Raw genomic sequence first — 25,122 nt, 5'->3', positions numbered from 1 at the left:
GCTGTAGGTGGACTTCTGCCAGTGGAGGTTCGGCACGGTTACTCCTTCATAGCTCCTGGATGCGGCGGTGGAAGCCGGGCGCGTGATGCCCTCCAGTTGACCGTCCGGGGGCTTCCGGCCGCGTGCGGGGGCGGGCACTGTGGGAGAGGGAACGCGCTCCCTGTCCTAGGCGGTGACAGGCACATGGCACTGGGTACGGCCACGGCCCCCTACGACCTGCGGTTCGACGCGGGACGGATCTGCCTGGATCTGCTGGCCACCACCCATCCCGGCGAGCGTCTGGGCTCCCTGCCCGCGCTGTGCGCCTGGATCACCGGGGCGGGACTGGTCCCGCCGGGCACCGCGCTGACGCACGCCGACGCGTCCTGGCCGCCCCGGTTCCGCGAACTGCGCGAGCACATCGATCCGTTGGTGCGGGCGCAGCTCGCCGCGGACGTCCGGCCCCACGACGTCGCGCTCGCCCGCGTCAACGACCTCGCCCGTCCCGCACCGCCCGCGCCGCGGGCCGTACGCGCCGGGGACGGCACGCTGGTGCGGGTGCCGGCCGGCCCGCCCGCGTGCGCGGCGCTGCTCGCGGCCGTGGCGCGGGACGCGGTGGACCTGCTCACCGACCCGGTCACCCGCTCCGCCCTGCGCCAGTGCGCGGGCGACAACTGCCCGATCGTGTACCTGGACACCTCCCGGGGCCGCCGCAGGCGCTGGTGCTCCAGCGAGGTGTGCGGCAACCGGGAGCGCGTCGCCCGCCACCGCCGCCGCGCGGCCCTCGCCCGCGCCTAGGCGCAAGCGGGGTACATGTGTCCCCTTGTCCGTCCCGCGGCCCCTCGCGTCGCACCGTCCCGACCGCACCTCCGCGGAAATCTGCCGTCCCCCTTTGAACACCGCGCGTCGCGTGTCCGTACCCGTCCACGAGCGACCGACTGGGGGAACCCCCGGACACCGGAGGTAGGCGTGCGCAAGGATGCGGCCGTGGCGAAGGAGCGTGGGGCGAGGGCCCGACATCGCATGTCCTCACCGTCCTCGGAGCCCGACGAGGAGCTGGTGCGCGCGCTGTACCGCGAGCACGCCGGACCCCTGCTCGCCTACGTCCTCAGGCTGGTCGCCGGAGACCGGCAGCGCGCCGAGGACGTGGTGCAGGAAACGCTCATCCGTGCCTGGAAGAACGCCGGCCGGCTCAACCGAGCCACCGGTTCGGTACGCCCCTGGCTGGTGACGGTCGCGCGCCGCATCGTCATCGACGGCCACCGCAGCCGGCAGGCCCGGCCGCAGGAGGTCGATCCGTCGCCGCTGGAGGTCATCCCCGCGGAGGACGAGATCGACAAGGCGCTGTGGTTGATGACGCTGTCGGACGCCCTGGAGGACCTGACCCCGGCCCACCGGGAGGTCCTCGTCGAGACGTACTTCAAAGGGCGTACCGTCAATGAGGCGGCGCAGACGCTGGGCATACCCAGCGGCACCGTGCGCTCACGGGTGTTCTACGCCCTGCGTTCGATGAAGCTGGCACTGGAGGAGCGGGGGGTGACGGCGTGATGAGCAGGTACGGGGGGTTCGGCACGGGTGGTTCGGGTATGCCTGGCTCCATGCAGGGAACCCCGGCCCCGAACGAGCACGAGAGCGTCGGCGCCTACGCCCTCGGGATTCTCGACGACGCCGAAGCAACCGCTTTCGAGGCCCACCTCGCCACGTGCGAGTGGTGCGCGCGGCAGCTCGACGAACTGGCCGGGATGGAGCCGATGCTGGCCGCGCTCGCGGACCTGCCCGGCTCCGGCACGCCCGCCCTCGGCGAGTCCCTGTCCGCCCGGCCCGCCCCGCGGCTGGCGGAGAAGCTGGTCGACGAGGTCGCCGCCCGCCGCGCCCGCACACGCCGGCGCGGGCTGTACCTGGTCGGGGCCGCGGCGGCGCTGATCGTGGGCGGCCCGCTGACGGTGTACGCGGTGGAGGGCGCGGACGACGGCGGTGGTGCCACGGTGGCGGTGAGCCCCGCGCAGGCCGCCTTCCAGGAGATGCCCGACAAGGTGGCGGCCACCGACCCGGCCACGCACATCACGGCGACGGTCGCGATGCAGAAGAAGGACTGGGGCACCGACGCCGTCCTGCAGTTGAAGAACGTCACCGGCCCCGAGCGCTGCTCGCTCATCGCCGTCGGCAAGAACGGCGAGCGCGAGACGCTCACCTCATGGTCCGTGCCGGACTGGGGCTACGGCATGCCGAACGCCAAGACCGAGGAGGCCAAGAGCCCCCTGTACGTGCGCGGCGGCGCGGCCTTCCAGCCCAACCAGATCGACCACTTCGAGGTCATGACCTTCGACGGGAAGAAACTCGTCCAGGTCGGCGCCTGACCGGCCGGGCGGCGCGGCGGCGCCCGGACACGGCGGCCGGGCGGGGCAATGGCCCCCGGACATCCGCCGGGTCCGGCTTCCGCCAGTGGGTCCCCTTCGCGTACGGTTGACGGCTGCCCAGCACGTCAGAAGGGGGCCCGGTGGCCGCTCAGGCTCAACAGGATTCCGCGGTCGAATCGGTTCACGGCACAGCGCACGACGCCGCGGGCGACTCCGTGCGCGACCGGGAGATCCGCGGTGAACAGGAACACCTGGACCGGGTGTACCGGCGGCTCGAGGAGAAGATCCACGAGGCCGAGTTCCTCATGCAGGACGCGGCCCGCCGCGGCCAGGTGGGCACGCCCGGCGCGCTCGCCGAGCGCGACGCGCAGGTCTTCCGGGCCGGCGTCCACCTCAACCGGCTGAACAACGAGTTCGAGGACTTCCTCTTCGGCCGGATCGACCTGCTGCTCGGCAAGGACGGCAAGAAGGGGCCCGACGGGGCGTACACGGCGGTGGAGCCCGCCGAGGGCGCCGTACGGGCGGACAACACCGCCGACATCGCCGAAACCCTGCACATCGGCCGTATCGGCGTCCTCGACGAGAACTACTCGCCGCTGGTCATCGACTGGCGCGCGCCGGCCGCGGCCCCGTTCTACCGGGCCACGCCCGTCGACCCGGGCCGGGTCGTGCGCCGGCGCGTCATCCGCTCCAAGGGGCGGCGCGTGCTCGGCGTCGAGGACGACCTGATGCGCCCGGAGCTGACCGCCTACCTCGACGGGCGGGAGCTGCCCGCCATCGGCGACGGCGCGCTGATGGCCGCGCTGGGCCGGGCCCGCGGCCACAGCATGCGGGACATCGTCGCCTCCATCCAGGCTGAGCAGGACCTTGTCATCCGCGCCCCCGCCGCCTCCGTGACGTACGTCGAGGGCGGGCCGGGCACGGGGAAGACGGCGGTCGCCCTGCACCGCGCCGCCTACCTGCTCTACCAGGACCGCCGCCGGTACGCGGGCGGCATCCTGATCGTCTCCCCGACCCCGCTGCTGGTGGCGTACACCGAGGGCGTGCTGCCCTCCCTCGGCGAGGAGGGTCAGGTCGCCATCCGGGCGCTGGGCTCCCTGGTCGACGGCGTGGAGGCCACGCTGTACGACTCGCCGGCCGTGGCGCGGGCGAAGGGCTCGTACCGGATGCTGAAGGTGCTGCGGAAGGCGGCACGGGGCGCACTGGAGCTGGGCCCGGGCGCGGGAAGCGGCGCGGGAGCCCCGGAGGGGCAGCTCACCCTCGACGACAGCGAAAGCGACAGCGACGCTCCGGTTCCGGCCGGGCCGCCCACCCGGCTGCGGGTGGTCGCCTTCGGGCGCCGGCTGGAGCTGGAGGCCGACGAACTGGACCGCATCCGGCGCACCGCCCTCGGCGGCACCGCACCGGTGAACCTGCTGCGCCCGCGCGCCCGCAAGCTCCTGCTGGACGCCCTGTGGGAGCGGTCCGGAGCGGCCGGCCGGCACACCGACCCGGAGCTGGCCGCCGAGCTGCGCTCGTCCTTCGACGAGGACGTCACCGGCGAGGACTCCTTCGCCGCCTTCCTGGACGCCTGGTGGCCCGAGCTGACCCCGCGGGCCGTGCTCGCGGCGATGGCCGACGAGCGGCGCCTGGGCCGCTGGGCGCGCCGCGTGCTCAACCCCGGCGAGGTGCGCAAGGTCGCCCGCTCGCTCAAGCGGGACGGCTACTCGGTGCACGACGTGGCGATGCTCGACGAGCTGCAGGCGATCCTCGGCACCCCGGCCCGCCCGCGCAAGAAGCGCGAACTCGATCCGCTGGACCAGCTCACCGGCCTGGAGGAGCTGATGCCGGTGCGCGAGGAGTCGCAGCGCGAGCGGGCCGAGCGCCTGGCGCAGGAGCGCACCGAGTACGCGCACGTCATCGTGGACGAGGCGCAGGACCTCACCCCGTTGCAGTGGCGCATGGTGGGCCGCCGCGGCCGGCACGCCACCTGGACGGTCGTGGGCGACCCCGCCCAGTCCTCCTGGTCCGACCCGGACGAGGCTGCCGAGGCCCGCGACGAGGCGCTGGGCACCCGCCCGCGCCGCCGCTTCGAGCTGCCCGTGAACTCCCGCACCCCCGCCGAGATCGCCGAGCTGGCCGCCAAGGTGCTCGCCCTGGCCATGCCCGGCTCCCGCTCGCCCTCGGCGGTGCGCCCCCCGGGCCTGCGGCCGCGTTTCGCGCTCGCCGGGGACGTTCTGCGCGAGACCGTGCGGGCGGAGGCCGAGCGGCTGCTGGAGCAGGTGGACGGCACCGTCGGCGTCGTCGTCGCCATGAACCGCCGCGAGGAGGCCCGCCGCTGGCTGGCCGGGCTCGGGGACCGGGTGGTGGCGCTGGGCAGCCTGGAGGCCAAGGGCCTGGAGTACGACGCGACGCTCGTCGTCTCGCCGGCGGAGATCGCCGACGAGTCACCGGCCGGCCTGCGGGTGCTCTACGTCGCCCTGACCCGGGCGACGCAGCAGCTCACGGTCGTCTCCGGGGAGCGGGACGAGCCCGACGAGGCCGGGGTGCCGGACCTGCTGCGGGACTGAACGCGGCGGAAAACGGAGCGATCCCGCTCGCCGGGAATGGTGTGGCGGGCTTCGTTTGTTAGCCTAGGTGTGGCACCGGCCCGATCCAAGCCCCCGGGCCCAACCTTAGTCGCTTCGAGCGACCACTTGCCGCGAGGCGAGCATGGCGGGTCGGTGTCACTGAGCACGAAGGAGGCCCACGTCACGATGTGACGTGGGCCTCTTTTGCTGCCCGACCACCTACCGCCCCGCCCTCAACTCTCGTATGGTGGAAGTCACTTTCCGAAAACGGCACGTGCCTGTGAACACAAAGGCCGCAACTCGGGGCGGCTACCACGTACTCAGGGGTAGGTGCGACGATCGGACGGCAGAACTTCGCGACACGGTGAAAGCAGAGGAAGTCGGCCATGGCAACGGCGCCCAGCGTCTCCTACTCGATGACCATCCGGCTGGAGGTGCCCGCGAGCGGAACCGCCGTCTCGCAGCTCACCACCGCGGTGGAGTCCTCCGGAGGCTCGGTGACCGGCCTCGACGTCACGGCCTCCGGCCACGAGAAGCTCCGCATCGACGTCACCATCGCGGCCACCTCCACCGCGCACGCCGAGGAGATCGTCGAGAAGCTGCGGGGCATCGAGGGCGTCACGCTCGGCAAGGTCTCCGACCGTACGTTCCTGATGCACCTCGGCGGCAAGATCGAGATGGCGTCCAAGCACCCCATCCGCAACCGTGACGACCTGTCCATGGTCTACACGCCCGGTGTGGCCCGCGTCTGCATGGCCATCGCCGAGAACCCCGACGACGCGCGCCGCCTGACCATCAAGCGCAACTCCGTCGCGGTCGTGACCGACGGCTCCGCCGTGCTCGGCCTGGGCAACATCGGCCCCAAGGCGGCCCTGCCCGTCATGGAGGGCAAGGCGGCCCTGTTCAAGCGGTTCGCCGGCATCGACGCCTGGCCGATCTGCCTGGACACCCAGGACACCGACGCCATCGTCGAGATCGTCAAGGCGATCGCCCCCGGCTTCGCCGGCATCAACCTGGAGGACATCTCCGCACCCCGCTGCTTCGAGATCGAGGCCCGGCTGCGCGAGGCCCTGGACATCCCCGTCTTCCACGACGACCAGCACGGCACCGCGATCGTCGTGCTCGCCGCCCTCACCAACGCCCTGCGCGTGGTGGGCAAGGCGATCGAGAACGTCCGCGTGGTGATGTCCGGCGCCGGCGCCGCGGGCACGGCCATCCTGAAGCTGCTGCTGGCCGCGGGCGTGAAGAACGCCGTCGTCGCCGACATCCACGGCGTCGTCCACGCCGGCCGCGAGGACCTGGTCGACGCCGCCCCCGAGTCCGCGCTGCGCTGGATCGCGGACAACACCAACCCCGAGAACCTGACCGGCACGCTGAAGGAGGCCGTGCGCGACGCGGACGTCTTCATCGGCGTCTCGGCGCCCAACGTGCTCGACGGCGACGACGTGGCCGCCATGGCCGACGGCGCGATCGTGTTCGCGCTCGCGAACCCCGACCCCGAGGTCGACCCGGCAATCGCCCGTCAGACGGCGGCAGTTGTGGCCACCGGCCGCTCGGACTTCCCCAACCAGATCAACAACGTGCTGGTCTTCCCGGGCGTCTTCCGCGGCCTGCTGGACGCCCAGTCCCGCACCGTCAACACCGAGATGATGCTGGCCGCCGCGCAGGCCCTGGCCGACGTGGTCAGCGAGGACGAGCTGAACCCGAACTACATCATCCCCTCCGTCTTCAACGACAAGGTGGCCGGCGCCGTCGCCGGAGCCGTCCGCGAGGCCGCCAAGGCGGCCGGAGCCGCCGCGGTCAGCAGCGCGTCGGGCGTCTGATCCGGGGCACTCTGTCCCGGGGCCTCTGTGCCGGGCGTGCGCCTTTTCCGGGCGTGCGCCCGGGGCGGGCGTCCGGTCCAGGGCCGCACGGGTCGTGCGGACGGGTGGGACAAGGGCCGTATGGGGCGTGACGATCGCCACGGTGCGGCCTGGAACCGGCGCGTCGGGGAACGCGTTGTCAGTGGCGCGTCCTATCGTGGCGCGAGAGGCGAGCCCTCTTTTCGTGTGACTCCCACGGGTGTTCTCACGACTCCTACGGGTGCCGGATTGGCTTTCCCGCCGCAGGTGGGGGCAGGATGCCTCCCTGGGCGCGAGGGTCTGACGAGGGACCCGGGTCCGGGGACCGACCGAGGACCCTGGCAGCATCGGCTTCGCTGGCCCCACATGCGGCTTCGCCGCGTGTGCACGCCGCAATGGCAAGAAGAACACGGGAGTAACAACATGAACCGCAGTGAGCTGGTGGCCGCGCTGGCCGACCGCGCCGAGGTGACCCGCAAGGACGCCGACGCCGTGCTGGCCGCGTTCGCCGACGTCGTCGGCGACATCGTCTCCAAGGGGGACGAGAAGGTCACCATCCCTGGCTTCCTCACCTTCGAGCGCACCCACCGTGCCGCTCGCACCGCCCGCAACCCGCAGACCGGCGAGCCGATCCAGATCCCGGCCGGCTACAGCGTGAAGGTCTCCGCGGGCAGCAAGCTCAAGGAAGCCGCCAAGGGCAAGTGACCTTGCCCCTGGTACGCCACGGGACGGCGTACGAGGCCCGCTAGGGCCGATCACAACGTCAACGGGGCGGCCCCCCTCACCGGGGGCCGCCCCGTCGTCGTACGCGCCGCAGACGCGCGCCCGCGCCCTTGGCCGAGCCCGGCCCGGGCGCTCGCGCCCGGGCCCCGAGCGCCGAACCCGCCCGGGCGTTCGCGTCCGCTATCCGAGCGCCTGCCCGGGCAGCTCCACCTTCGCGCCCAGGTCCACGAGCTTCTCCATGAAGTTCTCGTAGCCGCGGTTGATCAGGTCGATGCCGTGGACGCGGGAGGTGCCCTGGGCGGCCAGCGCCGCGATCAGGTAGGAGAAGCCGCCGCGCAGGTCGGGGATGACCAGGTCGGCGCCCTGGAGCTTGGTCGGGCCCGACACCACCGCGGAGTGCAGGAAGTTGCGCTGCCCGAAGCGGCAGTCGGAGCCGCCCAGGCACTCGCGGTAGAGCTGGATGTGCGCGCCCATCTGGTTCAGCGCGGAGGTGAAGCCCAGCCGGGACTCGTACACCGTCTCGTGGATGATCGACAGGCCGGTCGCCTGGGTGAGGGCCACCACCAGCGGCTGCTGCCAGTCGGTCTGGAAGCCCGGGTGCACGTCCGTCTCCAGCGCGATGGACTTCAACTGCCCGCCGGGGTGCCAGAACCGGATGCCCTCGTCGTCGATCTCGAAGGCGCCGCCCACCTTCCGGTAGGTGTTCAGGAACGTCATCATCGACCGCTGCTGGGCGCCGCGGACGTAGATGTCGCCCTCGGTCGCCAGCGCCGCCGACGCCCAGGAGGCCGCCTCCAGCCGGTCCGGCAGGGCCTGGTGGTTGTAGCCGCGCAGCGCGTCCACACCGGTGATGCGGATCGTGCGGTCGGTGTCCATCGCGATGATCGCGCCCATCTTCTGCAGCACGCAGATGAGGTCCTCGATCTCCGGCTCGACGGCCGCGTTGGACAACTCCGTGACGCCCTCGGCCAGTACGGCCGTCAGCAGTACCTGCTCGGTCGCGCCGACGGACGGGTACGGCAGCCGGATCTTGGTGCCGCGCAGCCCCTTCGGGGCCTCCAGGTACTGCCCGTCGGCCCGCTTCTCGATGACCGCGCCGAACTGCCGCAGCACGTCGAAGTGGAAGTCGATGGGCCGGCCGCCGATGTCGCAGCCGCCCAGGCCCGGGATGAACGCGTGGCCCAGCCGGTGCAGCAGCGGCCCGCAGAACAGGATCGGGATGCGGCTGGAGCCCGCGTGGGCATCGATGTCGGCGACGTTCGCGCTCTCCACCCGGGTCGGGTCGAGCACCAGCTCGCCCGGCTCCTCACCGGGGCGGACCGTCACCCCGTGCAGTTGCAGCAGACCGCGTACGACCCGCACGTCACGGATGTCCGGAACGTTGCGCAGGCGACTTGGCTCACTGCCGAGCAGAGCGGCGACCATGGCCTTCGGCACGAGGTTCTTCGCACCGCGGACACGGATCTCGCCCTCCAGCGGGGTTCCGCCATGGACAAGCAGGACATCGTCGTTGACGCTCATGTATCTCGCGTTCCGATGAGGTGGGCAGGGGGGCCGGCCCGTCACTGTCGATTTCCGAGTCGGGACGTCGGGCAGGGGCCGGAGAGACAGAGTAATCTCCGCGCGCCCCCCGGAAGTAAGCCCGTGTGCCGTCCTGAAGGTCATGGCTGTGTCACAACACGAACCGTTCGTCGGCGGGCACAGCGGGTCACCGTTCACGGGCCGTGCGCCGGTGACGCTTCCGTGCTCCGTGGCCGCCCTCACTCCGGTAGCCGGATTGGCTCCCCACACCCGGGGAAGATGCGGGATCATGTCAGGCATGACCGAGGTGTCCTCGCTCACAGGGCGGCTGCTCGTGGCCACCCCCGCCCTGGCGGACCCGAACTTCGACCGTGCGGTGGTGCTCCTTCTCGACCACGACGAGGAGGGCTCCCTCGGTGTCGTCCTGAACCGTCCCACGCCCGTGGACGTGGGCGACATCCTGGAGGGCTGGGCGGACCTCGCCGGCGAACCCGGTGTGGTCTTCCAGGGCGGCCCGGTCTCGCTGGACTCCGCGCTCGGCGTGGCCGTGATCCCCGGCGGCGGCGCCGGGGAACGCGCCCCGCTGGGCTGGCGCCGGGTGCACGGCGCGATCGGCCTGGTCGACCTGGAGGCGCCACCGGAACTGCTCGCCTCGGCCCTCGGCTCCCTGCGGATCTTCGCCGGATACGCCGGCTGGGGCCCCGGCCAGCTCGAGGACGAACTGGTGGAGGGCGCGTGGTACGTCGTGGAGTCCGAACCCGGCGACGTCTCCTCCCCGGCCCCGGAGAAACTCTGGCGCGAAGTGCTGCGCCGCCAGCGCAACGAACTGGCGATGGTCGCCACGTATCCGGACGACCCGTCGCTCAACTAGGGCGCGTTTCGAAAGCGGCGTCGTCCGGCCGGAGGGCGGGCGGCCCCGGACCGGGCCTGAAGCCCGCGCGCTTCAGTACCCTTGCCGTATGAGCACTCTCGAGCCCGAGCGCGGGACTGGTACGGGAACCCTCGTAGAGCCGACACCGCAGGTGTCCCACGGCGACGGCGACCACGAGCGCTTCGCCCACTACGTCCAGAAGGACAAGATCATGGCGAGCGCCCTGGACGGGACCCCCGTCGTGGCGCTGTGCGGCAAGGTGTGGGTGCCCGGCCGCGACCCGAAGAAGTACCCGGTGTGCCCGCTGTGCAAGGAGATCTACGAGTCCATGGGCAGCGGCGGCGAGGGCGGCGACGACAAGAAGAAGTGACCTGTCGCTGTCGCGGACAGTGACCCCTGTCGCTGCCGTTGTCGCAGTGGACACCGACTGTCGCGGACGGTGACCCGCCGGGCCGGGACGTGACCGGCTTCGCCGGCGCACGGCCCGCCCGCCCGACCGCTCGGCTCAAAAAGCCCCGGCGGCCCGGCCGGCCGAGGCAGCACAGCAGGAAGAGGCAGCCCGGCCCGCCGGTCCGGTCGGCTTGCCCCAGGCCCCCGGGACGCGTCGTGACGCGCCTCCGGGGGCCTGCGCGTCCCCGGTGCGCGCCGCGGACGGCGCGGGCGCCTGTGCGCAGCATGTGCAACGGCGATTGCGCGGTGGCGCCTCCGGCGCTACCCATGGCCCTGCGGCCGCCGCCCGGCGTCCGCCACCGTCGCCACCCGTGCGGGGCTGCCGCCCGTGAAGGGCGCCGCAGCCCGTCGCAGGGGTCGCCACCCGTGAAGGGCTGCCATGACCGACGTGATTCCGGCGCCGCGCGCCGTCGAGGGCACCGCCTCGCACGTGTTCCGGTTCGACGCGGACACCTCCCTGTGGGCCGCGCCCGGCACCGGCACCACCGAACGGTGGCTGCGCGCCGCCCTCGGTGCCGCGCTCGGCCTGCCGCTGCCCGCCGCGGCCGACGCGGACGCGCCCGGCACCGTACGACTGCGCCTGGACGACGCGCTGGAACCCGAGGGATACCGGCTGACGGTCACCGAAGGGAGCGTGGAGATCCGGGGCGGCGATCCGGCCGGGGTCTTCTGGGGCGCGCAGACCCTGCGCCAGCTGCTCGGCCCGGACGCCTTCCGCCGCGCCCCCGTACGGCCCGGGGCCGGCCGTACGGTCCCGGCGCAGGTCGTCGAGGACGCCCCCCGGTTCCGCTGGCGGGGCCTGCTGCTCGACGTGGCCCGGCACTTCATGCCCAAGGACGGTGTGCTGCGCTACCTCGACCTGATGGCCGCCCACAAGCTCAACGTCCTCCACCTGCACCTGACGGACGACCAGGGCTGGCGCATCGAGATCGAGCGGTACCCGAAACTGACCGAGGTCGGCTCCTGGCGCACCCGCACCCGGTTCGGCCACCGCACCTCCCCGCTGTGGGAGGAGAAACCGCACGGCGGGTACTACACCCAGGACGACATCCGGGAGATCGTCGCCTACGCTGCTGAGCGGCACATCACCGTCGTCCCCGAGATCGACGTGCCCGGCCACTCCCAGGCCGCCATCGCCGCCTACCCCGAACTCGGCAACACCGACGTCGTGGACACCACCGCCCTCACCGTCTGGGACGACTGGGGCGTCAGCCGCAACGTCCTCGCGCCCACGGACACCACCCTGCGCTTCTACGAGGGCGTCCTGGAGGAGGTCCTCGGCCTCTTCCCCGCCGACGCAGGGCAGTTCGGGGCGTTCGTACACATCGGCGGCGACGAGTGCCCCAAGGACCAGTGGCGTGCCTCGCCCACCGCGCAGGCCCGCATCAAGGAACTCGGCCTGGCCGACGAGGACGAGTTGCAGGCGTGGTTCGTCGGCCACTTCGACAAGTGGCTGGCCGCGCGCGGGCGTCGGCTCATCGGCTGGGACGAGATCCTGGAGGGCGGCCGCCGCGCCGGGGCGACCGGGGTAACCGGAGACGAGGCGGCGGCGCCCGCAGGCGAGGCTGCGGCGGTGACCGGAACCGGGCTGACGGCCGGGGCCGCGGTGTCCTCCTGGCGCGGGTACGCCGGCGGGATCGCCGCCGCGCGGGCCGGCCACGACGTCGTCATGTGCCCCGAGCAGCAGGTGTACTTGGACCACCGGCAGGACGCGGGCGCCGACGAGCCCGTGCCGATCGGATTCGTCCGCACCCTGGAGGACGTCTACCGGTTCGAACCCGTCCCCGACGGGCTCGACGCGGCGCGGGCACGCCGGGTCCTGGGCACCCAGGCCAACCTGTGGACCGAGGTGATGGAGACCACCGCCCGCGTCGACTACCAGGCCTTCCCCCGGCTCGCCGCCTTCGCCGAGGTGGCCTGGAGCGCCCTGCCCGCCCCGCAGGAGAGGGACTTCGCCGCTTTCGAGCGGCGGATGAGCACCCACTACCGGCGCCTGGACGCGCTCGGCGTCGGCTACCGCCCGCCCACCGGACCACTGCCCTGGCAGCGGCGGCCCGGCGTCCTCGGCCGCCCGATCGAGGGGGCGCCGCCGGTGCGGTGAGTGCGTGGTGGTGCGGTGGTCGGGCGGTGGTTGGCGGTGCCGTCGCGGTGGTCGGGGGGTGACGGCGCTGCGGAGGGGGGGCGACGGCGCGGTGGCCCGACCGCGGTGGCGGTTCGGTGGCCTGGCGGTGGCGGCGCGGTGGTGGACCGGCGCCGTTGTGACGGCCCGACCGCCGCGGCGGGCGACGCGCCCACCACCCGCCGCCCGGGCGCCGCCCGGCGCGGGCGCGGGCCGCGCGCACCGCCGCGCGCGCCCCGCGCCCCACGGCGCGGAGGGCGCGGGCGGGGCGGGCGGGAGGGGGGGGGGGGGGGGGGGGCCGGGGGGGGGGTGGGGGGGGGGGGGTGCGGCGGTGGGGGGGTGACGGTGCGGTGGCCGGAAAGCGGTGGCGGTTCGGTGGCCGGGCGGTGGCGGTGTGGTGGTGGATCGGTGCCGGTGCGGTGGCCGGACGGCCGCGGCGGGGAGCCGTTCCGGCTCGCCGTCTCGACTGTTCCCCCCGGTTGGCTCGACCGTTCCCGCCCGTTGTCTCGAACGGGTACTGGAAAAAACCCGCAAGAGTCAGCGAAGGGTGGTAATTCGCCCGCACCGGTGAGGGTCCGCCGAAACGGAGATGCCCCGATGAGGTGGGCGAACACCACCCGGCGGACCCGTGTCCCGGGCCCCTGCGAAGATGTGCCAGAGTTGCCACGTCCGCCCTGTCAGGCCGTACCGTACGGCAGCACGGGTGGGACCAGTGGGGCAGCGGGAAGGGGCAGCCGGTTTGACGACGCACGCACCGCAGGCGGCGCAGGCCGTCACGCTGCCCACGACGCTGGACGAGGCCGTCGCGGCACTCGCCGCCGTGCCCGCCGCCGTGCCGGTCGCGGGCGGCACCGCCCTCATGGCCGCCGTCAACTCCGGGCAGCTCAGGCCGACCGCGCTGGTCGGCCTCGGCCGGATCAGCGAGATCCGCGGCTGGCAGTACCAGGACGGCCACGCGCTGCTGGGCGCGGGCCTGACCCACGCCCGCATGGGGCGCCCCGACTTCGCCGCCCTCATCCCGGCGCTCGCCGCCGCCGCGCGCGCCGCGGGCCCGCCGCACATCCGCAACGCGGGCACCCTCGGCGGCAACATCGCCTCCGCCGCGCCCACCGGGGACGCGCTGCCGGTCCTCGCCGCCCTGGAGGCCACGCTGATCGTCGCGGGCCCGGGCGGCGCCCGCCGGGAGATCCCCGTCTCCCACCTGCTGGCCGGCGTGGAGATGCTGCGCGCGGGCGAGCTGATCGGGTACGTGCGCGTACCGCTGCTGCACGCCCCGCAGGTCTTCCTGAAGGCCACCGGCCGTACCGGACCGGGCCGCGCGATCGCCTCCGTGGCGCTGGTCCTCGACCCGGCCCGGCGCGGTGTGCGCTGCGCGGTGGGTGCCATAGCGCCGATGCCGCTGCGGCCCCTGGACGCCGAGCAGTGGGTGGCCGGGCTCATCGACTGGGACAACAGCCGTGCGATCGTCCCCGAGGCGCTGCACGCCTTCGGCGAGTACGTCGCCGCGGCCTGCATCCCCGACCCGGCCCCGGCGGAGGACGGCTCCGTGCAGCAGTTGCCGCCCGCCGTACTGCACCTGCGGCGCACCGTCGCCGCGCTGGCCCGACGAGCACTGGGGAGGGCGCTGTCGTGACCGACGACCAGCACGCGGAGGGCACGCCGGACAGCGGCGGCCGCTGGAACCCCCTGCCCCAGGGCGACTACGACGACGGCGCCACGGCGTTCGTGAAACTCCCCGAGGGCGGCATCGACGCCCTCCTGGCCGGGGACAGCCCGCTGGCCGCGCCCGGCCACGGCTACGTGCCCCCGCAGATAACGGTCACGCCCGCGCCGACCGAGGCCACCGACCCGGCCGCCACGGGCACCTGGTCCGCCCCGGCCGCCCCCGCCGAGGGGGCGCAGTGGCCGGACCCCAACGCGCTGCCCCAGGAGGCGGGCGGGTACCCGGGCCCGCACCCCGGCGTGCAGCCCGGTGCGCACCAGGGTGCGCACGCCGGCCCGGGCGAGGGCATGGACGACCGGTTCCGCTACGAGCCCGAGGCCACCCAGCAGTGGACCTTCCCGGAGACACAGGGCCACCAGGACACCCAGGCCGGCGGACCGGCCCCCGGGCACGGTGCGGCCGGGCAGGACGTGGCCGCGCACGGCATGACCGGGCACGGGGCGGCCGGACACGACACGACCGGGCACGGGGTGGCCGGGCATGACGTGACCGGGCAGTGGTCGATTCCGGTCGCCGGCGGTGATCTACCGGACGAATCGGGCGAGTTCACGACGTCGTCCCTGATCCAGCAGTGGGGCGGCACTCCTCCGGCCACCCTGCCCGGCGGCGCACCGGCCCCGTGGGCGACGGAGGCGGCCGGGCAGCCGTGGGGACAGCCGCAGCAGGCCCCCGTGCAGGAGCCCGGCGCGCCCCACGTTCCCGCCGAGGGCCCGTACGACGGCCCCGCGCAGCCGGGACCGTCCCCGTACCCGGAGCACGCCGAGCCCTCCGGGCACCCCGAGCCCTCCGGGCACGCAGAGCCCGAGCCCGGGTCCGAGCCCGAGGCGCACGCTCCCGCCGGGCAGCCCTCCGGTCCGGAACCCGCGTCCGCCGCGCCCGAGGTCACCGAACCCGTGCCCGCTGGATCCGACGGGGCCGCTGGACCTGACGGGGCCGTTGGAGACGACGGAGCGGACGGGGCCGAGGGCGACGCCGGGGAAGCCGGAGCCACCGGAGACGCCGTGGAGGCCCCCGAGCGGGCCGCCCAGCCGTCTGCGGAGCCGGCGGTGGCGGAGGGCGCCGTCGACGTCCCCGAAGCCGTCGAGCAGCCCGACGCGGAGCCCGAGTCCCCGGCCACGGACGCCGGTTCCGCGGCCCCGGCCGCGGACACCGACCCGGACGCCCCGGAACGGGACCAGTCGGACCCGGAGCAGTCGAACACCGACCAGCCGAACGCGGAGCAAGCGCAACAGGACCACCCGGCCCCGGAGCAGGTCGCGCAGGCCGAGCAGACCCCGCAGTCCCCGGAGCAGCAGGCGCCCTCCGCGGAGCAGGAGGCGGCAGCGCCCCCGCAGGACCCGCCGCCCGCGCCGCCGCAGGACGAGCACCCGCTCGCCTCCTACGTGCTGAGCGTCAACGGCGTCGACCGGCCGGTCACGGACGCGTGGATCGGCGAGTCGCTGCTGTACGTGCTGCGCGAGCGCCTGGGCCTCGCGGGCGCCAAGGACGGCTGCTCGCAGGGCGAGTGCGGCGCCTGCAACGTGCAGGTCGACGGCCGTCTCGTCGCGTCCTGCCTGGTGCCGGCGGTGACCGCGGCCGGCAGCGAGGTCCGTACCGTGGAGGGCCTGGCCGTGGACGGCCGGCCCTCGGACGTGCAGCGGGCGCTGGCCCGCTGCGGCGCGGTGCAGTGCGGCTTCTGCGTGCCCGGCATGGCGATGACCGTGCACGACCTGCTGGAGGGCAACCCGGCCCCCACCGAGCTGGAGACCCGTCAGGCCCTGTGCGGCAACCTGTGCCGCTGCTCGGGCTACCGGGGCGTGCTGCGGGCCGTCGAGGAGGTCGTCGCCGAGCGCCGCGCGCACGCCGCCGGAGAGCACACCGCCACCGAGCGGACGGAACACGCCGAGCAGGCGGAACACACGGAGCGCACCGGGGCCGCACAGGCCGAGCACCCGGCGGCCGAACACACCGCTGCCGACGGCGGTGGTGCGGGCGCCGGCGCTGAGACGGACGCCGCCGAGCCGCGTATTCCGCACCAGGCGGGGCCCGGAGCCGGCGGGGTGCACCCCTCGGCGTTCGACTCCCCGCACCCGCACGACCCCTACGGCCAGGACGACACCTACCACCAGGGCGACACCTACGGCCAAGGCGTCCCCTACGGCCAGGGCGACCCGTACGGCCAGGAAGGAACCCACGGCCAGGACGGAACCTACGGCCAGGGCGACCCGTACGGTCCGCCCGGGACCCACGGCCCCGGCGGCCCCTACGGCCCTCCCGGCTCCCACGGGCAGGGCGCCCCTTACGGCCAGGACGACCCCTACGGCCAGGACGACCCCTACGGCCAGGACGACCCCTACGGCCAGGACGGAGGCCAGGCGTGAGCAACGAAGCCGCCACCGCTGCCACCGCCGCCGCCGCGGAGACCGCGCAGGTGCCCGCGCCGGAGCCGCTGCCGCACGGTATCGGCTCCTCGCTGCCGCCCGCCGACGCCCGCGCCAAGACGGAGGGCACCTTCCCCTACGCGGCCGACCTGTGGGCCGAGGGCCTGCTGTGGGCGGCCGTCCTGCGCTCCCCGCACCCGCACGCGCGCATCGTGTCCATCGACACCACCCACGCCCGGGAGATGCCGGGCGTGCGGGCCGTCGTCACCCACGAGGACGTGCCCGGCAGCCCGCTGTACGGGCGCGGCACCGCCGACCGCCCGGTGTTCGCCTCCGACGTCGTACGCCACCACGGCGAACCCATCGCGGCCGTCGCCGCCGACCACCCGGACACCGCGCGGATGGCCGCCGCCGCCGTCATCGTCGAGTACGAGGTGCTCGACCCGGTGACCGACCCCGAGCAGGCGTTCGAGGCCGAACCGCTGCACCCGGACGGCAACCTGATCCGCCACATCCCGCTGCGCCACGGCGACCCGAACGCGGTCGGCGAGGTCGTGGTCGAGGGCCTGTACCGCATCGGCCGCCAGGACCCGGCGCCCATCGGCGCCGAGGCCGGGCTCGCGGTGCCCCGCCCGGACGGCGGCGTGGAGCTGTACACCGCCTCCACCGACCCGCACGCCGACCGCGACGCGCTCGCCGCCTGCTACGGCCTGGAGCCGGAGCGCGTGAAGATCGTCGTCACCGGCGTCCCGGGCGCCACGGCCGACCGCGAGGACCGCGGCTTCCAACTCCCCCTGGGCCTGCTGGCGCTCAGGACCGGCTGCCCGGTGAAGCTGACGGCGACCCGCGAGGAGTCCTTCCTCGGCCACGCCCACCGCCACCCCACCCTGCTGCGCTACCGCCACCACGCCGACGCCGAGGGCAGGCTCGTCAAGGTCGAGGCGCAGATCCTGCTGGACGCGGGCGCCTACGCCGACACCTCCTCCGACGCGCTCGCCGCAGCCGTCTCCTTCGCGTGCGGCCCGTACGTCGTCCCCAACGCCTTCATCGAAGGCTGGGCGGTGCGCACCAACAACCCGCCCTCGGGCCACGTGCGCGGCGAGGGCGCGATGCAGGTGTGCGCCGCATACGAGGCGCAGATGGACAAGCTGGCGAGGAAACTCGGGATCGACCCGGCCGAGCTGCGCCTGCGCAACGCGATGGCCACCGGCGACGTCCTGCCCACCGGCCAGACGGTGACCTGCCCCGCCCCGGTCGCCGAACTCCTCCAGGCGGTCCGGGAGCACCCCCTTCCCCCGCTGCCCAAGGACACTCCCGAGGAGGAGTGGCTGCTGCCCGGCGGCCCGGAGGGCGCCGGCGAGCCGGGCGCGGTCCGGCGGGGCGTGGGCTACGGCCTGGGCATGGTGCACATGCTCGGCGCGGAGGGCGCCGACGAGGTCTCCACGGCCACGGTGCGGGTGCAGAACGGCGTCGGCACGGTACTGTGCGCGGCGGTCGAGACCGGCCAGGGCTTCTCCACGCTCGCCCGGCAGATCGTGCAGGAGACGCTCGGCATCGACGAGGTGCACGTCGCGCCCGTCGACACCGACCAGCCCCCGGCCGGCGCGGGCTGCCGCGGCCGCCACACCTGGGTGTCGGGCGGCGCGGTGGAGCGCGCGGCGAAAATGGTCCGCACCCAGCTGCTCCAGCCCCTGGCGCACAAGTTCGGCATGTCCACCGAGCTGCTGCAGATCACCGACGGCAAGATCACCTCCTACGACGGGGTGCTGTCGACCACGGTCGCCGAGGCGCTGGAGGGCAAGGAGCTGTGGGCGACGGCCCAGTGCCGCCCCCACCCCACCGAGCCGCTGGACGGCTCCGGCCAGGGCGACGCCTTCGTGGGCCTGGCCTTCTGCGCGATCCGCGCGGTGGTGGACGTGGACATCGAGCTGGGCTCGGTCCGCGTCGTCGAACTGGCGGTGGCGCAGGACGTCGGCCGCGTCCTGAACCCCGCGCAGCTGACCGCCCGCATCGAGGCGGGCGTCACCCAGGGCGTGGGCATCGCGCTCACGGAGAACCTGCGCACCCCGCGCGGCCTGGTCCGCCACCCGGACCTGACGGGCTACGCCCTGCCCACGGCCCTGGACGCGCCCGACATCCGGATCGTGAAACTGGTCGAGGAGCGGGACGTGGTGGCGCCCTTCGGCGCGAAGGCGGTCAGCGCGGTCCCGGTCGTGACCTCCCCGGCGGCCATCGCCTCCGCGGTCCGTGCCGCCACCGGCCGCCCGGTCAACCGCCTCCCGATCCGGCCGCAGGCCGCGGTGGTCACCGACCGCTGACGGGCCGTTCACCCGCAGTCCGCGCAGGCGGGGGGCGTTGTCAGTGGGAGGCCGTAGTGTCTTTCCCAGTCGCTGCGGCGGCTCGGTACGACGGCCTCGGACAGCCACGACGGCTTCGCACAGCCACGACGGCTTCGGACAGCACGGGGGAACGATGAGCACGACCTGCACGGGCACCGCCGACGCGGCGACCGCCTCGGCCCGGGGATGCGGGCAGCGGGGCCTGGCCCTGCGCATCCCGGCCCGCCTCCTGGACCAGGAGTTCGGCCGGGGCCGCGTCGTCCGCTTCGAGGACATCGACTTCCCCACCACGCTCACCCACGAGCCGACCCGCCGCTTCCTGCGCGAGACCGGCCTGCCGGAGGACGGCATCCTCTTCGAACCGGACACCGACGCCCCGCTGCGCACCCTCACCGAGTACTACGCCGACGAATACGGCGAGTACGACGAATACGGCGAGTACGACGAGGACGCCGGTCGGATCACCGAACTCCCGGCGCACGCCGACCGCTTGATACGCCTGGGCCGGCTCTCCGAGGACGACAGCCTGGTGGTCGACGGCACCACGGGCGAGGTGAGCACCTGGAGCGCGTCCGACGCCACACTGCACCCGTTCGACGAGGACGTCTCCACCCTCACCCACAGCCTCTGGCTGCTGCACCGCACCCTGTCGGGCCGCGACGTGACGAACGGCCCGGTTTCCTAGCCGGGTGCACCGCTCGGCGGCGTCGCAACGGCGCCGCGGAGGGGAGGTCCACCCGGGCGGCGGCTTCGACCCGCCTCACGGCTGCGGGCAGTCCTGCTCCCTCCTGCCCGACGCCTCCGCCAGCAGCCCTGCCACCACGCCGGTGAGGGGATGGTCTGCGCCGGCCAGCTCGGTGAGACGGGTGAGGGTGGATTCGTACAGGGGGATCGCTCGGTCGAGTTCGCCCGACGCCTCGTACACCCGGGCCAGGCCGGCGCGGCTGCCGAGGGTGTCCAGGTGGTCCGGGCCCAGGATCCGTGTGCGCTGCTCCACGACCGTGGTGAACAGCGCGCGGGCCCGCCCCAGGTCACCTGCCGCCCGGCAGGCTGCCGCGAGGTTGTTGCGGCTGATCAGGGCGTCCCGGCTCTCGGCTCCGAGCAGCCGTTCCTGTTCGGCCAGCGCGGTTTCGAGGAGGGGGACGGCACGGGCGGCGTCCCCGAGCTCGTAGTGGCAGGTGGCGAGGTTCAGCAGGCTTCGCAGCGTGTCGGGGTGCGCGTCGCCGAGCACCTTCCGGCGCAGGCGGAGGGTCTCCTCGAAGAGGGCGACCGCGCGCTCCTGCTCCCCGGCCGCCAAGTGGGCCGAGGCGAGCATGCTGAGGCTGACCAGGGTGTCAGGGTGTTCCGGGCCGAGGACGCCCGTGCGTTGCGCCAGGGTCGTCCGGCACAGGTCGAGCCCGGTGGGGACGTCACCCGTCGTCAGGCAGAGGCAGGCGAGGTTGCTGCGGCTCAGCAGGGTGTCGGGATGGTCCTCGCCGAGGGCTTGCTCCCGCCGTCCGAGGACGTCCCGGTACACCTCCTGCGCCCGGCCCAGGTCTCCGGCCGACTCGTAGGCGTATCCGAGGTTGCCCAGGCAGCTGAGGGTGTCCGGGTGGTCGGGGCCGCAGACGTCTTCGAAGTCGGCCAGTACCTCCTCGTACAGGGTGATGGCCTGCTGGAAGCGGCCGGCGCTCTCGTAGGCCCCGGCGAGGTTGTTGCGCAGCCGCAATCCGTTGAGTTTCAGCGAGGGCACCAGGTCCTCGTAGCGGTCGGACGCGTCGGCATCCCGCTGGACGATGTCCTCGTAGAGCGCGATCGCCTGGTCGACACGGCCGACCGACTCGTAGGCGCCCGCCAGATCACCCTGCAGGGTCAGGGTTCTGAGGTGGTCGGGGCCGAGGGCCTCCCTGCTCGCGGCCGTGGCCGTCTCGTACTCGTCGATCGCCCGGTCCACCCGACCGGCCGACCGGTGGGCGGAGGCGAGGCCGTGGCGGAGGTTCAGCGTGGTGAGATGTCCGGGGCCGTGGAGCCGCAGGCTCTGCTCAAGGGTCGGCTCCAGGATGTCGACGGCGTCCTGCGGGCGACCCACCGTCTCGTACACCCGTGCCACAGCGCAGCGGGCCACCAGCGCGTAGGGGTGGTCGTGGCCCAGCCCACGCTCGATCTGCGCGCTGTACGCCTCGTACAACGGCAGCGCCCGGACGGTCTGGCCCTGCTCCTCCAGATGCACGGCAGTCTTCACGTAGAGCGCGGACACCGGCGTGCTGTAGCAGTCCTTCGGGTCGGTCGCCGCCAGCGCGCACACCTGTCCGGCCAGGCGCGCGAGTTCCTGGGCGTCGTGCGCTTGGTCCGCTCCTCTCGGGTGGACCATCTGAAGCAGTGCCTGCTCTGCCTCGTGCCGTCCCCGGGGCCGGCCGGGCGCGGACTCGCCCGGGTGCGCGCCCGGTGCGGCGGTGACGGCGTCGGCGCGCAGCACGCTCTGCACCAGCCGGTGGACGCGTACGTTCCGCCCGGTGAAGGCGATCATGCTGTAGGCGTGCAGGACGCCCAGGGCGTCGTCGGCCGCGATCTCGTCCGCTGCCAGTCGGGTGACCAGGTCGCGTGGGCACTCGTCGGGGTCCAACCAGGCCAGGGCGTAGAGGAGTTCGACCGCCGACGGGTCGTCGGCGGCGATCGCCGTCAAGGTCACCTGCCAGATCCGGGCGACGGTCTGTTGCGGGTCCCGGCGCGCAGGAGTCCTGGACAAGTGGAGTCCGAGGCGGCCCCGGTAGGCGGCGACCGTGCTGCGGGTCCGTCTGAGGTAGGCGCCGGCCTGGTCCAGGGCGAGCGGGAGGCCGCCGAGCTCCCGGGCCAGCTGCCCGGTCTGCCACCGTGACGCGTCGGACGGGTCCCCTTCGGACACCCACGACCACAGGAGGTCCGCCGCCTCGACCTGGGGGAGGACGCCGAGCGGGAGCAGCGCGCCGTCGGCGGCGCCGAGGTCGTCCCAGTCGTCGGCCAGTCTGCTGGTGATCAGGTGGTGTCCGCCGCCGAGACTGCCCAGGAAAGGCTTCAGGAGCGCGGGGTCCTCGACGTTGTCGTACACCAGCAGCCATGCGGTGTGGCGCTGGAGCCAGGCGAGGGCCCACGAGGTGAGCTCGGGCTGCTGCGCCGTCCCGGCCCAGACGGGGCTCAGGAGCCGAGCGATGCCGGCCAGGGCCTCATCGATCTTCCCCGGGGAGGAGGCGTCGATCCACCAGACCAGGTCGTACGTCTCCCGGAAGGTGTGGGCGTACTGTCGCGCCAGTGTGCTCTTGCCGACCCCGCCCAGCCCGTGGACGACCACCGCGGACACACCCGGACCGGCGCGCTCGGCAGTCAACACCGCGCGTATCGAGGCCAGTTCGTCCTGCCGCCCCGCGAAACGGCCAGGCGGCGGCTGGTCCAGGTGGACGACTCCGTCGGCCGGGGTGTCGGCGGCCGATCGCAGCGCCTCGGCCGGCAGCACGACCGTCGTGACCGTGCTGTACATGACGCCGGTGTTGATGCCGAAGTTGAGGACCTGTCCGGCACCGCTGAGTTCGAGCGGTGCCGAGGTCACTGGGTCTTCCCGCCGTGGATCGTTACGGTGGAGCTCATCTCCCCGTTGTTGGTGCCCGCGTTGACCACGGAGCCCGGGCCCGACACGGTGAAGCGGTTGGACCACGACTCCGCCCGCGGCAGCAGCTCGGCCAGCTCCGCCAACAGCTCGGGGTCGTCCCGCAGGGTGCGCTTGACGGCCTGCCGCAGCGCGGCCTGGGCGTCGGCGTCGTCGCTCTCCTCCGCCGCCTCGCGCACGTCCCTCTCCAAGGCGGCGCGCTGCTGCTCGTCGCGTCGCTGCCACACGCGCTGGAGGATGCGCCTGCCCAGGTTCACGGTCGCCCCCGCCGCCGCGTCCTCGGCTTGAGTCAGTACCGCCACCCCGTAGGCGGACATCGCGGCGCCGATGGTCGGGCCGGCCAGTTCCATGAACGCGTCGAGTTCCATGGATCCCCCCTGAAGCTGGTGCCGAAGCACGCAGATGACTGAGCCCCAGCGTAGGGAACCGACGGCGTATGCGACCCGAGACGTTCGAAATGATCAATCTCGATCCGGTTTCGGCCGAGCGGGCCGACGGCCGCCACAGGCCGCCTCGGAGCGGGGCGCGGGCGCTCGACCCCGGCCATGGGCGCCCGGTGAGCGGCATCGGAGAACCGCGACGGACGCCCGACGGACGCCCGACGGACGCCCAAAGGGGCGGCACCCCTCAGGGTGCCGCCCCTTTCGTCCTGCCTGTGTGGCATCGGAGGCCGTGGCGGGATTCGAACCCGCGTAACCCGCTTTGCAGGCGAGCCCCTGGGCCACTCGGGCACACGGCCGTGTCGGGGGACCGCCGGGCGGTCCGTTCCGGACTCGGTGCATCGACCGTAGGCCGTGCGGAAGCGGCGGCTCAAGGAGACCGCGGGCGCTGCAACACGACTGCCATGCGCCGTTCATGAACGGCCGGCGAACGGGCGGACGGGCAGAACGGACGAGGGGGGAAAGGGGTGGGACGGGCGAACGGACGTCGAGCATGCCGAGGAGGGGGACGGACGGGGGGTCGTACGACCAAGGTCCCGGTGCGCGACCGTCTCCCGACAGGGGCGAAAGCCGCCGGTGGACCTTACGCTGTCGGGCATGTCAGCCCTCGAACCACGCGACACCGACGTCGCGCACGCCCCCGACGCCGCCGCTCCCGCCGCCCGCCCCGACGCCACCGGACGCGACACCTCGGCCGACACGGTGCTCAGCCGGGCCTACCGGTCGCTGAGCGTCGGCATCGTCTCCGTGGTGCTGCTCATCGCCTTCGAGGCGACCGCCGTCGGCACGGCGATGCCGGTCGCGGCCCGGGAGCTGCACGGGCTGTCGCTGTACGCGTTCGCGTTCTCCGGCTACTTCACCACCAGCCTGCTCGGGATGGTGCTGGCCGGGCAGTGGTCGGACCGGCGGGGGCCGCTGGGCGCGCTGACCGCGGGGATCGGGGCGTTCGCGGCCGGGCTGCTGCTGGCCGGTACGGCGGCCTCCATGTGGGTGTTCGTCCTGGGCCGGGCCGTGCAGGGGCTGGGCGGCGGACTGGTGATCGTCGCCCTGTACGTGGTCGTCGGGCGGGCCTACCCCGAGCGGCTGCGCCCGGCGATCATGGCGGCGTTCGCGGCGGGCTGGGGGGTCCCCCCGATCGTCGGCCCGCCCGCCCCGGGCGCGGTGGCCGAGCACCTCGGCTGGCGCTGGGTGTTCATCGGCATCCCGGTCCTGGTGGTCTTCCCCCTCGCCATGGCCCTGCCGCAGATACGCCGGCGGGCGTCCGGCCCGGTGGGGGAGAGCGACGAGGGCGCCGACGGGGGAACCGGCGGGGAGCCGCCCTCCTTCGACCTGCGGCGCATCCGCCTGGCCCTCGGCATCTCGCTCGGCGCCGGACTGCTGCAGTACGCGGCGCAGGACCTGCGCTGGCTGTCGCTGCTCCCCGGCGCGGCGGGGGCCGCGCTGCTGGTCCCGGCGGTGCGGGGGCTGCTGCCGCGCGGCACCTACCGGGCGGTGCGCGGGCTGCCGTCGGTGGTGCTGCTGCGGGGCGTGGCCGCCGGCTCCTTCATCTCCGCGGAGTCCTTCGTGCCGCTGATGCTGGTCACCCAGCGCGGGCTGTCCCCGACGCTCGCCGGGTTCTCGCTGGCGGCGGGCGGGGCCACCTGGGCGCTGGGCTCGTGGGTGCAGTCCCGGCCGCGCATGGCCTCCTACCGGGAGCGGCTGATGACGCTCGGGATGCTGCTGGTGGCCGCGGCCATCGCCACCGCGCCCAGTGTGCTGATCCACTCCGTGCCGGTGTGGATCGTCGCCGTCGCCTGGGGCTTCGGCTGCTTCGGCATGGGCCTGGTCATCGCCTCCACCAGCGTGCTGATGCTGCGCCTGTCCGCCCCGCACGAGGCCGGCGCGAACTCCGCCGCCCTGCAGATATCCGACGCCCTCTCCAACGTCCTGCTGCTCGCCGCGGGCGGTGCCGCCTTCGCCGCGCTCGGCGGCGGCTCGGCGGCCGCCCACACGGCGACGGTGAGGGAGGCGGCCACCGGAACCCACCCGGCGGCGTTCGCGGCGGTGTTCCTGCCGATGGCGGCCGTGGCGCTGGTGGGGGCGTGGGTGACGACACGCCTGCGGGAGCGATGAGGCGACGCGCCGCGAGGCCGCGGGGAGACGAGGGGCCGCCCCGCGCCCTCTCCTATACACGCCTCCCGCCTCCGCCGACCCCCTGCCGGATCACCCTGTCCACTACTCCGGGTATCGCTGGC

Annotated in this window: 16 protein-coding genes, 1 tRNA gene and 1 pseudogene; 14 read left to right on the top strand and 4 right to left on the bottom strand. The window is 73.9% G+C overall.

Features of this window, described 5'->3' with window-relative positions; translation table 11 throughout:
- Positions 1-183 precede the first annotated feature (183 nt).
- The 6 genes from GV126_RS14240 to GV126_RS14215 all read left to right on the top strand — a co-directional run bounded on the left by GV126_RS14240 (position 184) and on the right by GV126_RS14215 (position 7,431).
- Positions 184-777 carry a CGNR zinc finger domain-containing protein gene (locus tag GV126_RS14240; RefSeq protein ID WP_159666380.1) on the top strand — a complete coding sequence of 198 codons (594 nt, stop codon included), beginning with the start codon at positions 184-186 and terminating at the stop codon, positions 775-777.
- A 225-nt stretch (positions 778-1,002) separates the two neighbouring features.
- A complete protein-coding gene (locus tag GV126_RS14235; protein ID WP_159666378.1) occupies positions 1,003-1,527 on the top strand; it encodes a sigma-70 family RNA polymerase sigma factor in 525 nt (174 codons plus the stop codon).
- Complete coding sequence (locus tag GV126_RS14230; protein WP_419795987.1) at positions 1,527-2,336, top strand: anti-sigma factor family protein; 810 nt, start codon at positions 1,527-1,529, stop codon at positions 2,334-2,336. Before GV126_RS14235 ends, GV126_RS14230 begins: the two co-directional genes overlap by 1 nt.
- Before the next feature lie 140 nt (positions 2,337-2,476).
- Entirely contained in the window at positions 2,477-4,885 is a 2,409-nt protein-coding gene (locus GV126_RS14225; protein ID WP_201299843.1) for a HelD family protein, read from the top strand.
- Between the two features lie 386 nt (positions 4,886-5,271).
- A complete protein-coding gene (locus tag GV126_RS14220) occupies positions 5,272-6,708 on the top strand; it encodes an NAD-dependent malic enzyme (RefSeq protein WP_028421850.1) in 1,437 nt (478 codons plus the stop codon).
- Positions 6,709-7,149: 441 nt separating this feature from the next.
- A complete protein-coding gene (locus GV126_RS14215; protein ID WP_003990598.1) occupies positions 7,150-7,431 on the top strand; it encodes an HU family DNA-binding protein in 282 nt (93 codons plus the stop codon).
- 198 nt (positions 7,432-7,629) lie between these two features.
- Here the strand turns inward: GV126_RS14215 and murA are convergent, their stop codons facing one another.
- Entirely contained in the window at positions 7,630-8,970 is a 1,341-nt protein-coding gene (gene murA / locus GV126_RS14210) for a UDP-N-acetylglucosamine 1-carboxyvinyltransferase (RefSeq protein WP_159666375.1), read from the bottom strand.
- A gap of 298 nt (positions 8,971-9,268) precedes the next feature.
- Here murA and GV126_RS14205 point away from each other — a divergent pair, with 298 nt between their 5' ends.
- From GV126_RS14205 to GV126_RS14175, 7 genes and pseudogenes are all read left to right on the top strand, one after another.
- The gene (locus tag GV126_RS14205; protein WP_028421852.1) at positions 9,269-9,841 is read left to right on the top strand and encodes a YqgE/AlgH family protein; all 573 of its coding nucleotides are present in this window, start codon (positions 9,269-9,271) and stop codon (positions 9,839-9,841) included.
- Positions 9,842-9,929: 88 nt separating this feature from the next.
- The gene (locus tag GV126_RS14200) at positions 9,930-10,211 is read left to right on the top strand and encodes a DUF3039 domain-containing protein (RefSeq protein WP_028421853.1); all 282 of its coding nucleotides are present in this window, start codon (positions 9,930-9,932) and stop codon (positions 10,209-10,211) included.
- Between the two features lie 459 nt (positions 10,212-10,670).
- Positions 10,671-12,392: a beta-N-acetylhexosaminidase gene (locus GV126_RS14195; protein ID WP_159666371.1), complete on the top strand. Its 1,722-nt coding sequence runs from the start codon at positions 10,671-10,673 to the stop codon at positions 12,390-12,392.
- A 757-nt stretch (positions 12,393-13,149) separates the two neighbouring features.
- Positions 13,150-14,043 carry an FAD binding domain-containing protein gene (locus tag GV126_RS14190; RefSeq protein ID WP_159666369.1) on the top strand — a complete coding sequence of 298 codons (894 nt, stop codon included), beginning with the start codon at positions 13,150-13,152 and terminating at the stop codon, positions 14,041-14,043.
- Positions 14,040-16,493 carry a 2Fe-2S iron-sulfur cluster-binding protein gene (locus GV126_RS14185; RefSeq protein ID WP_159666367.1) on the top strand — a complete coding sequence of 818 codons (2,454 nt, stop codon included), beginning with the start codon at positions 14,040-14,042 and terminating at the stop codon, positions 16,491-16,493. Before GV126_RS14190 ends, GV126_RS14185 begins: the two co-directional genes overlap by 4 nt.
- Complete coding sequence (locus GV126_RS14180; RefSeq protein ID WP_159666365.1) at positions 16,490-18,811, top strand: xanthine dehydrogenase family protein molybdopterin-binding subunit; 2,322 nt, start codon at positions 16,490-16,492, stop codon at positions 18,809-18,811. The genes GV126_RS14185 and GV126_RS14180 overlap by 4 nt, the downstream gene beginning before the upstream one ends.
- Before the next feature lie 220 nt (positions 18,812-19,031).
- Positions 19,032-19,484 (top strand): annotated as a pseudogene (locus tag GV126_RS14175) (SUKH-4 family immunity protein); the annotation flags it as partial.
- A gap of 108 nt (positions 19,485-19,592) precedes the next feature.
- Here the strand turns inward: GV126_RS14175 and GV126_RS14170 are convergent.
- The 3 genes from GV126_RS14170 to GV126_RS14160 form a co-directional block, all read right to left on the bottom strand.
- Positions 19,593-22,391 carry a tetratricopeptide repeat protein gene (locus tag GV126_RS14170; protein WP_159666359.1) on the bottom strand — a complete coding sequence of 933 codons (2,799 nt, stop codon included), beginning with the start codon at positions 22,389-22,391 and terminating at the stop codon, positions 19,593-19,595.
- Complete coding sequence (locus tag GV126_RS14165) at positions 22,388-22,816, bottom strand: hypothetical protein (protein ID WP_159666356.1); 429 nt, start codon at positions 22,814-22,816, stop codon at positions 22,388-22,390. The genes GV126_RS14170 and GV126_RS14165 overlap by 4 nt, the downstream gene beginning before the upstream one ends.
- A gap of 299 nt (positions 22,817-23,115) precedes the next feature.
- Positions 23,116-23,187, bottom strand: a tRNA-Cys gene (locus GV126_RS14160).
- A gap of 298 nt (positions 23,188-23,485) precedes the next feature.
- On the opposite strand from GV126_RS14160, the gene GV126_RS14155 reads away from it, so the two are divergent.
- Complete coding sequence (locus tag GV126_RS14155) at positions 23,486-25,000, top strand: MFS transporter (RefSeq protein ID WP_159666353.1); 1,515 nt, start codon at positions 23,486-23,488, stop codon at positions 24,998-25,000.
- The last annotated feature ends 122 nt before the right edge of the window (positions 25,001-25,122 follow it).

The sequence above is a fragment of the Streptomyces mexicanus genome (assembly GCF_902506575.1).
Taxonomy (GTDB): domain Bacteria; phylum Actinomycetota; class Actinomycetes; order Streptomycetales; family Streptomycetaceae; genus Streptomyces; species Streptomyces mexicanus.
This window is presented reverse-complemented; position numbering and strand designations above follow the sequence as displayed.

What these genes read in the sequence shown, in the direction of transcription:
- GV126_RS14240 (WP_159666380.1), top strand. Translation starts at nt 184, where the DNA reads ATGGCACTGGGTACGGCCACGGCCCCCTACGACCTGCGGTTCGACGCG.
- GV126_RS14235 (WP_159666378.1), top strand. Translation starts at nt 1,003, where the DNA reads ATGTCCTCACCGTCCTCGGAGCCCGACGAGGAGCTGGTGCGCGCGCTG.
- GV126_RS14230 (WP_419795987.1), top strand. Translation starts at nt 1,527, where the DNA reads ATGAGCAGGTACGGGGGGTTCGGCACGGGTGGTTCGGGTATGCCTGGC.
- GV126_RS14220 (WP_028421850.1), top strand. Translation starts at nt 5,272, where the DNA reads ATGGCAACGGCGCCCAGCGTCTCCTACTCGATGACCATCCGGCTGGAG.
- GV126_RS14215 (WP_003990598.1), top strand. Translation starts at nt 7,150, where the DNA reads ATGAACCGCAGTGAGCTGGTGGCCGCGCTGGCCGACCGCGCCGAGGTG.
- murA (WP_159666375.1), bottom strand. Translation starts at nt 8,970, where the DNA reads ATGAGCGTCAACGACGATGTCCTGCTTGTCCATGGCGGAACCCCGCTG.
- GV126_RS14205 (WP_028421852.1), top strand. Translation starts at nt 9,269, where the DNA reads ATGACCGAGGTGTCCTCGCTCACAGGGCGGCTGCTCGTGGCCACCCCC.
- GV126_RS14200 (WP_028421853.1), top strand. Translation starts at nt 9,930, where the DNA reads ATGAGCACTCTCGAGCCCGAGCGCGGGACTGGTACGGGAACCCTCGTA.
- GV126_RS14195 (WP_159666371.1), top strand. Translation starts at nt 10,671, where the DNA reads ATGACCGACGTGATTCCGGCGCCGCGCGCCGTCGAGGGCACCGCCTCG.
- GV126_RS14165 (WP_159666356.1), bottom strand. Translation starts at nt 22,816, where the DNA reads ATGGAACTCGACGCGTTCATGGAACTGGCCGGCCCGACCATCGGCGCC.
- GV126_RS14155 (WP_159666353.1), top strand. Translation starts at nt 23,486, where the DNA reads ATGTCAGCCCTCGAACCACGCGACACCGACGTCGCGCACGCCCCCGAC.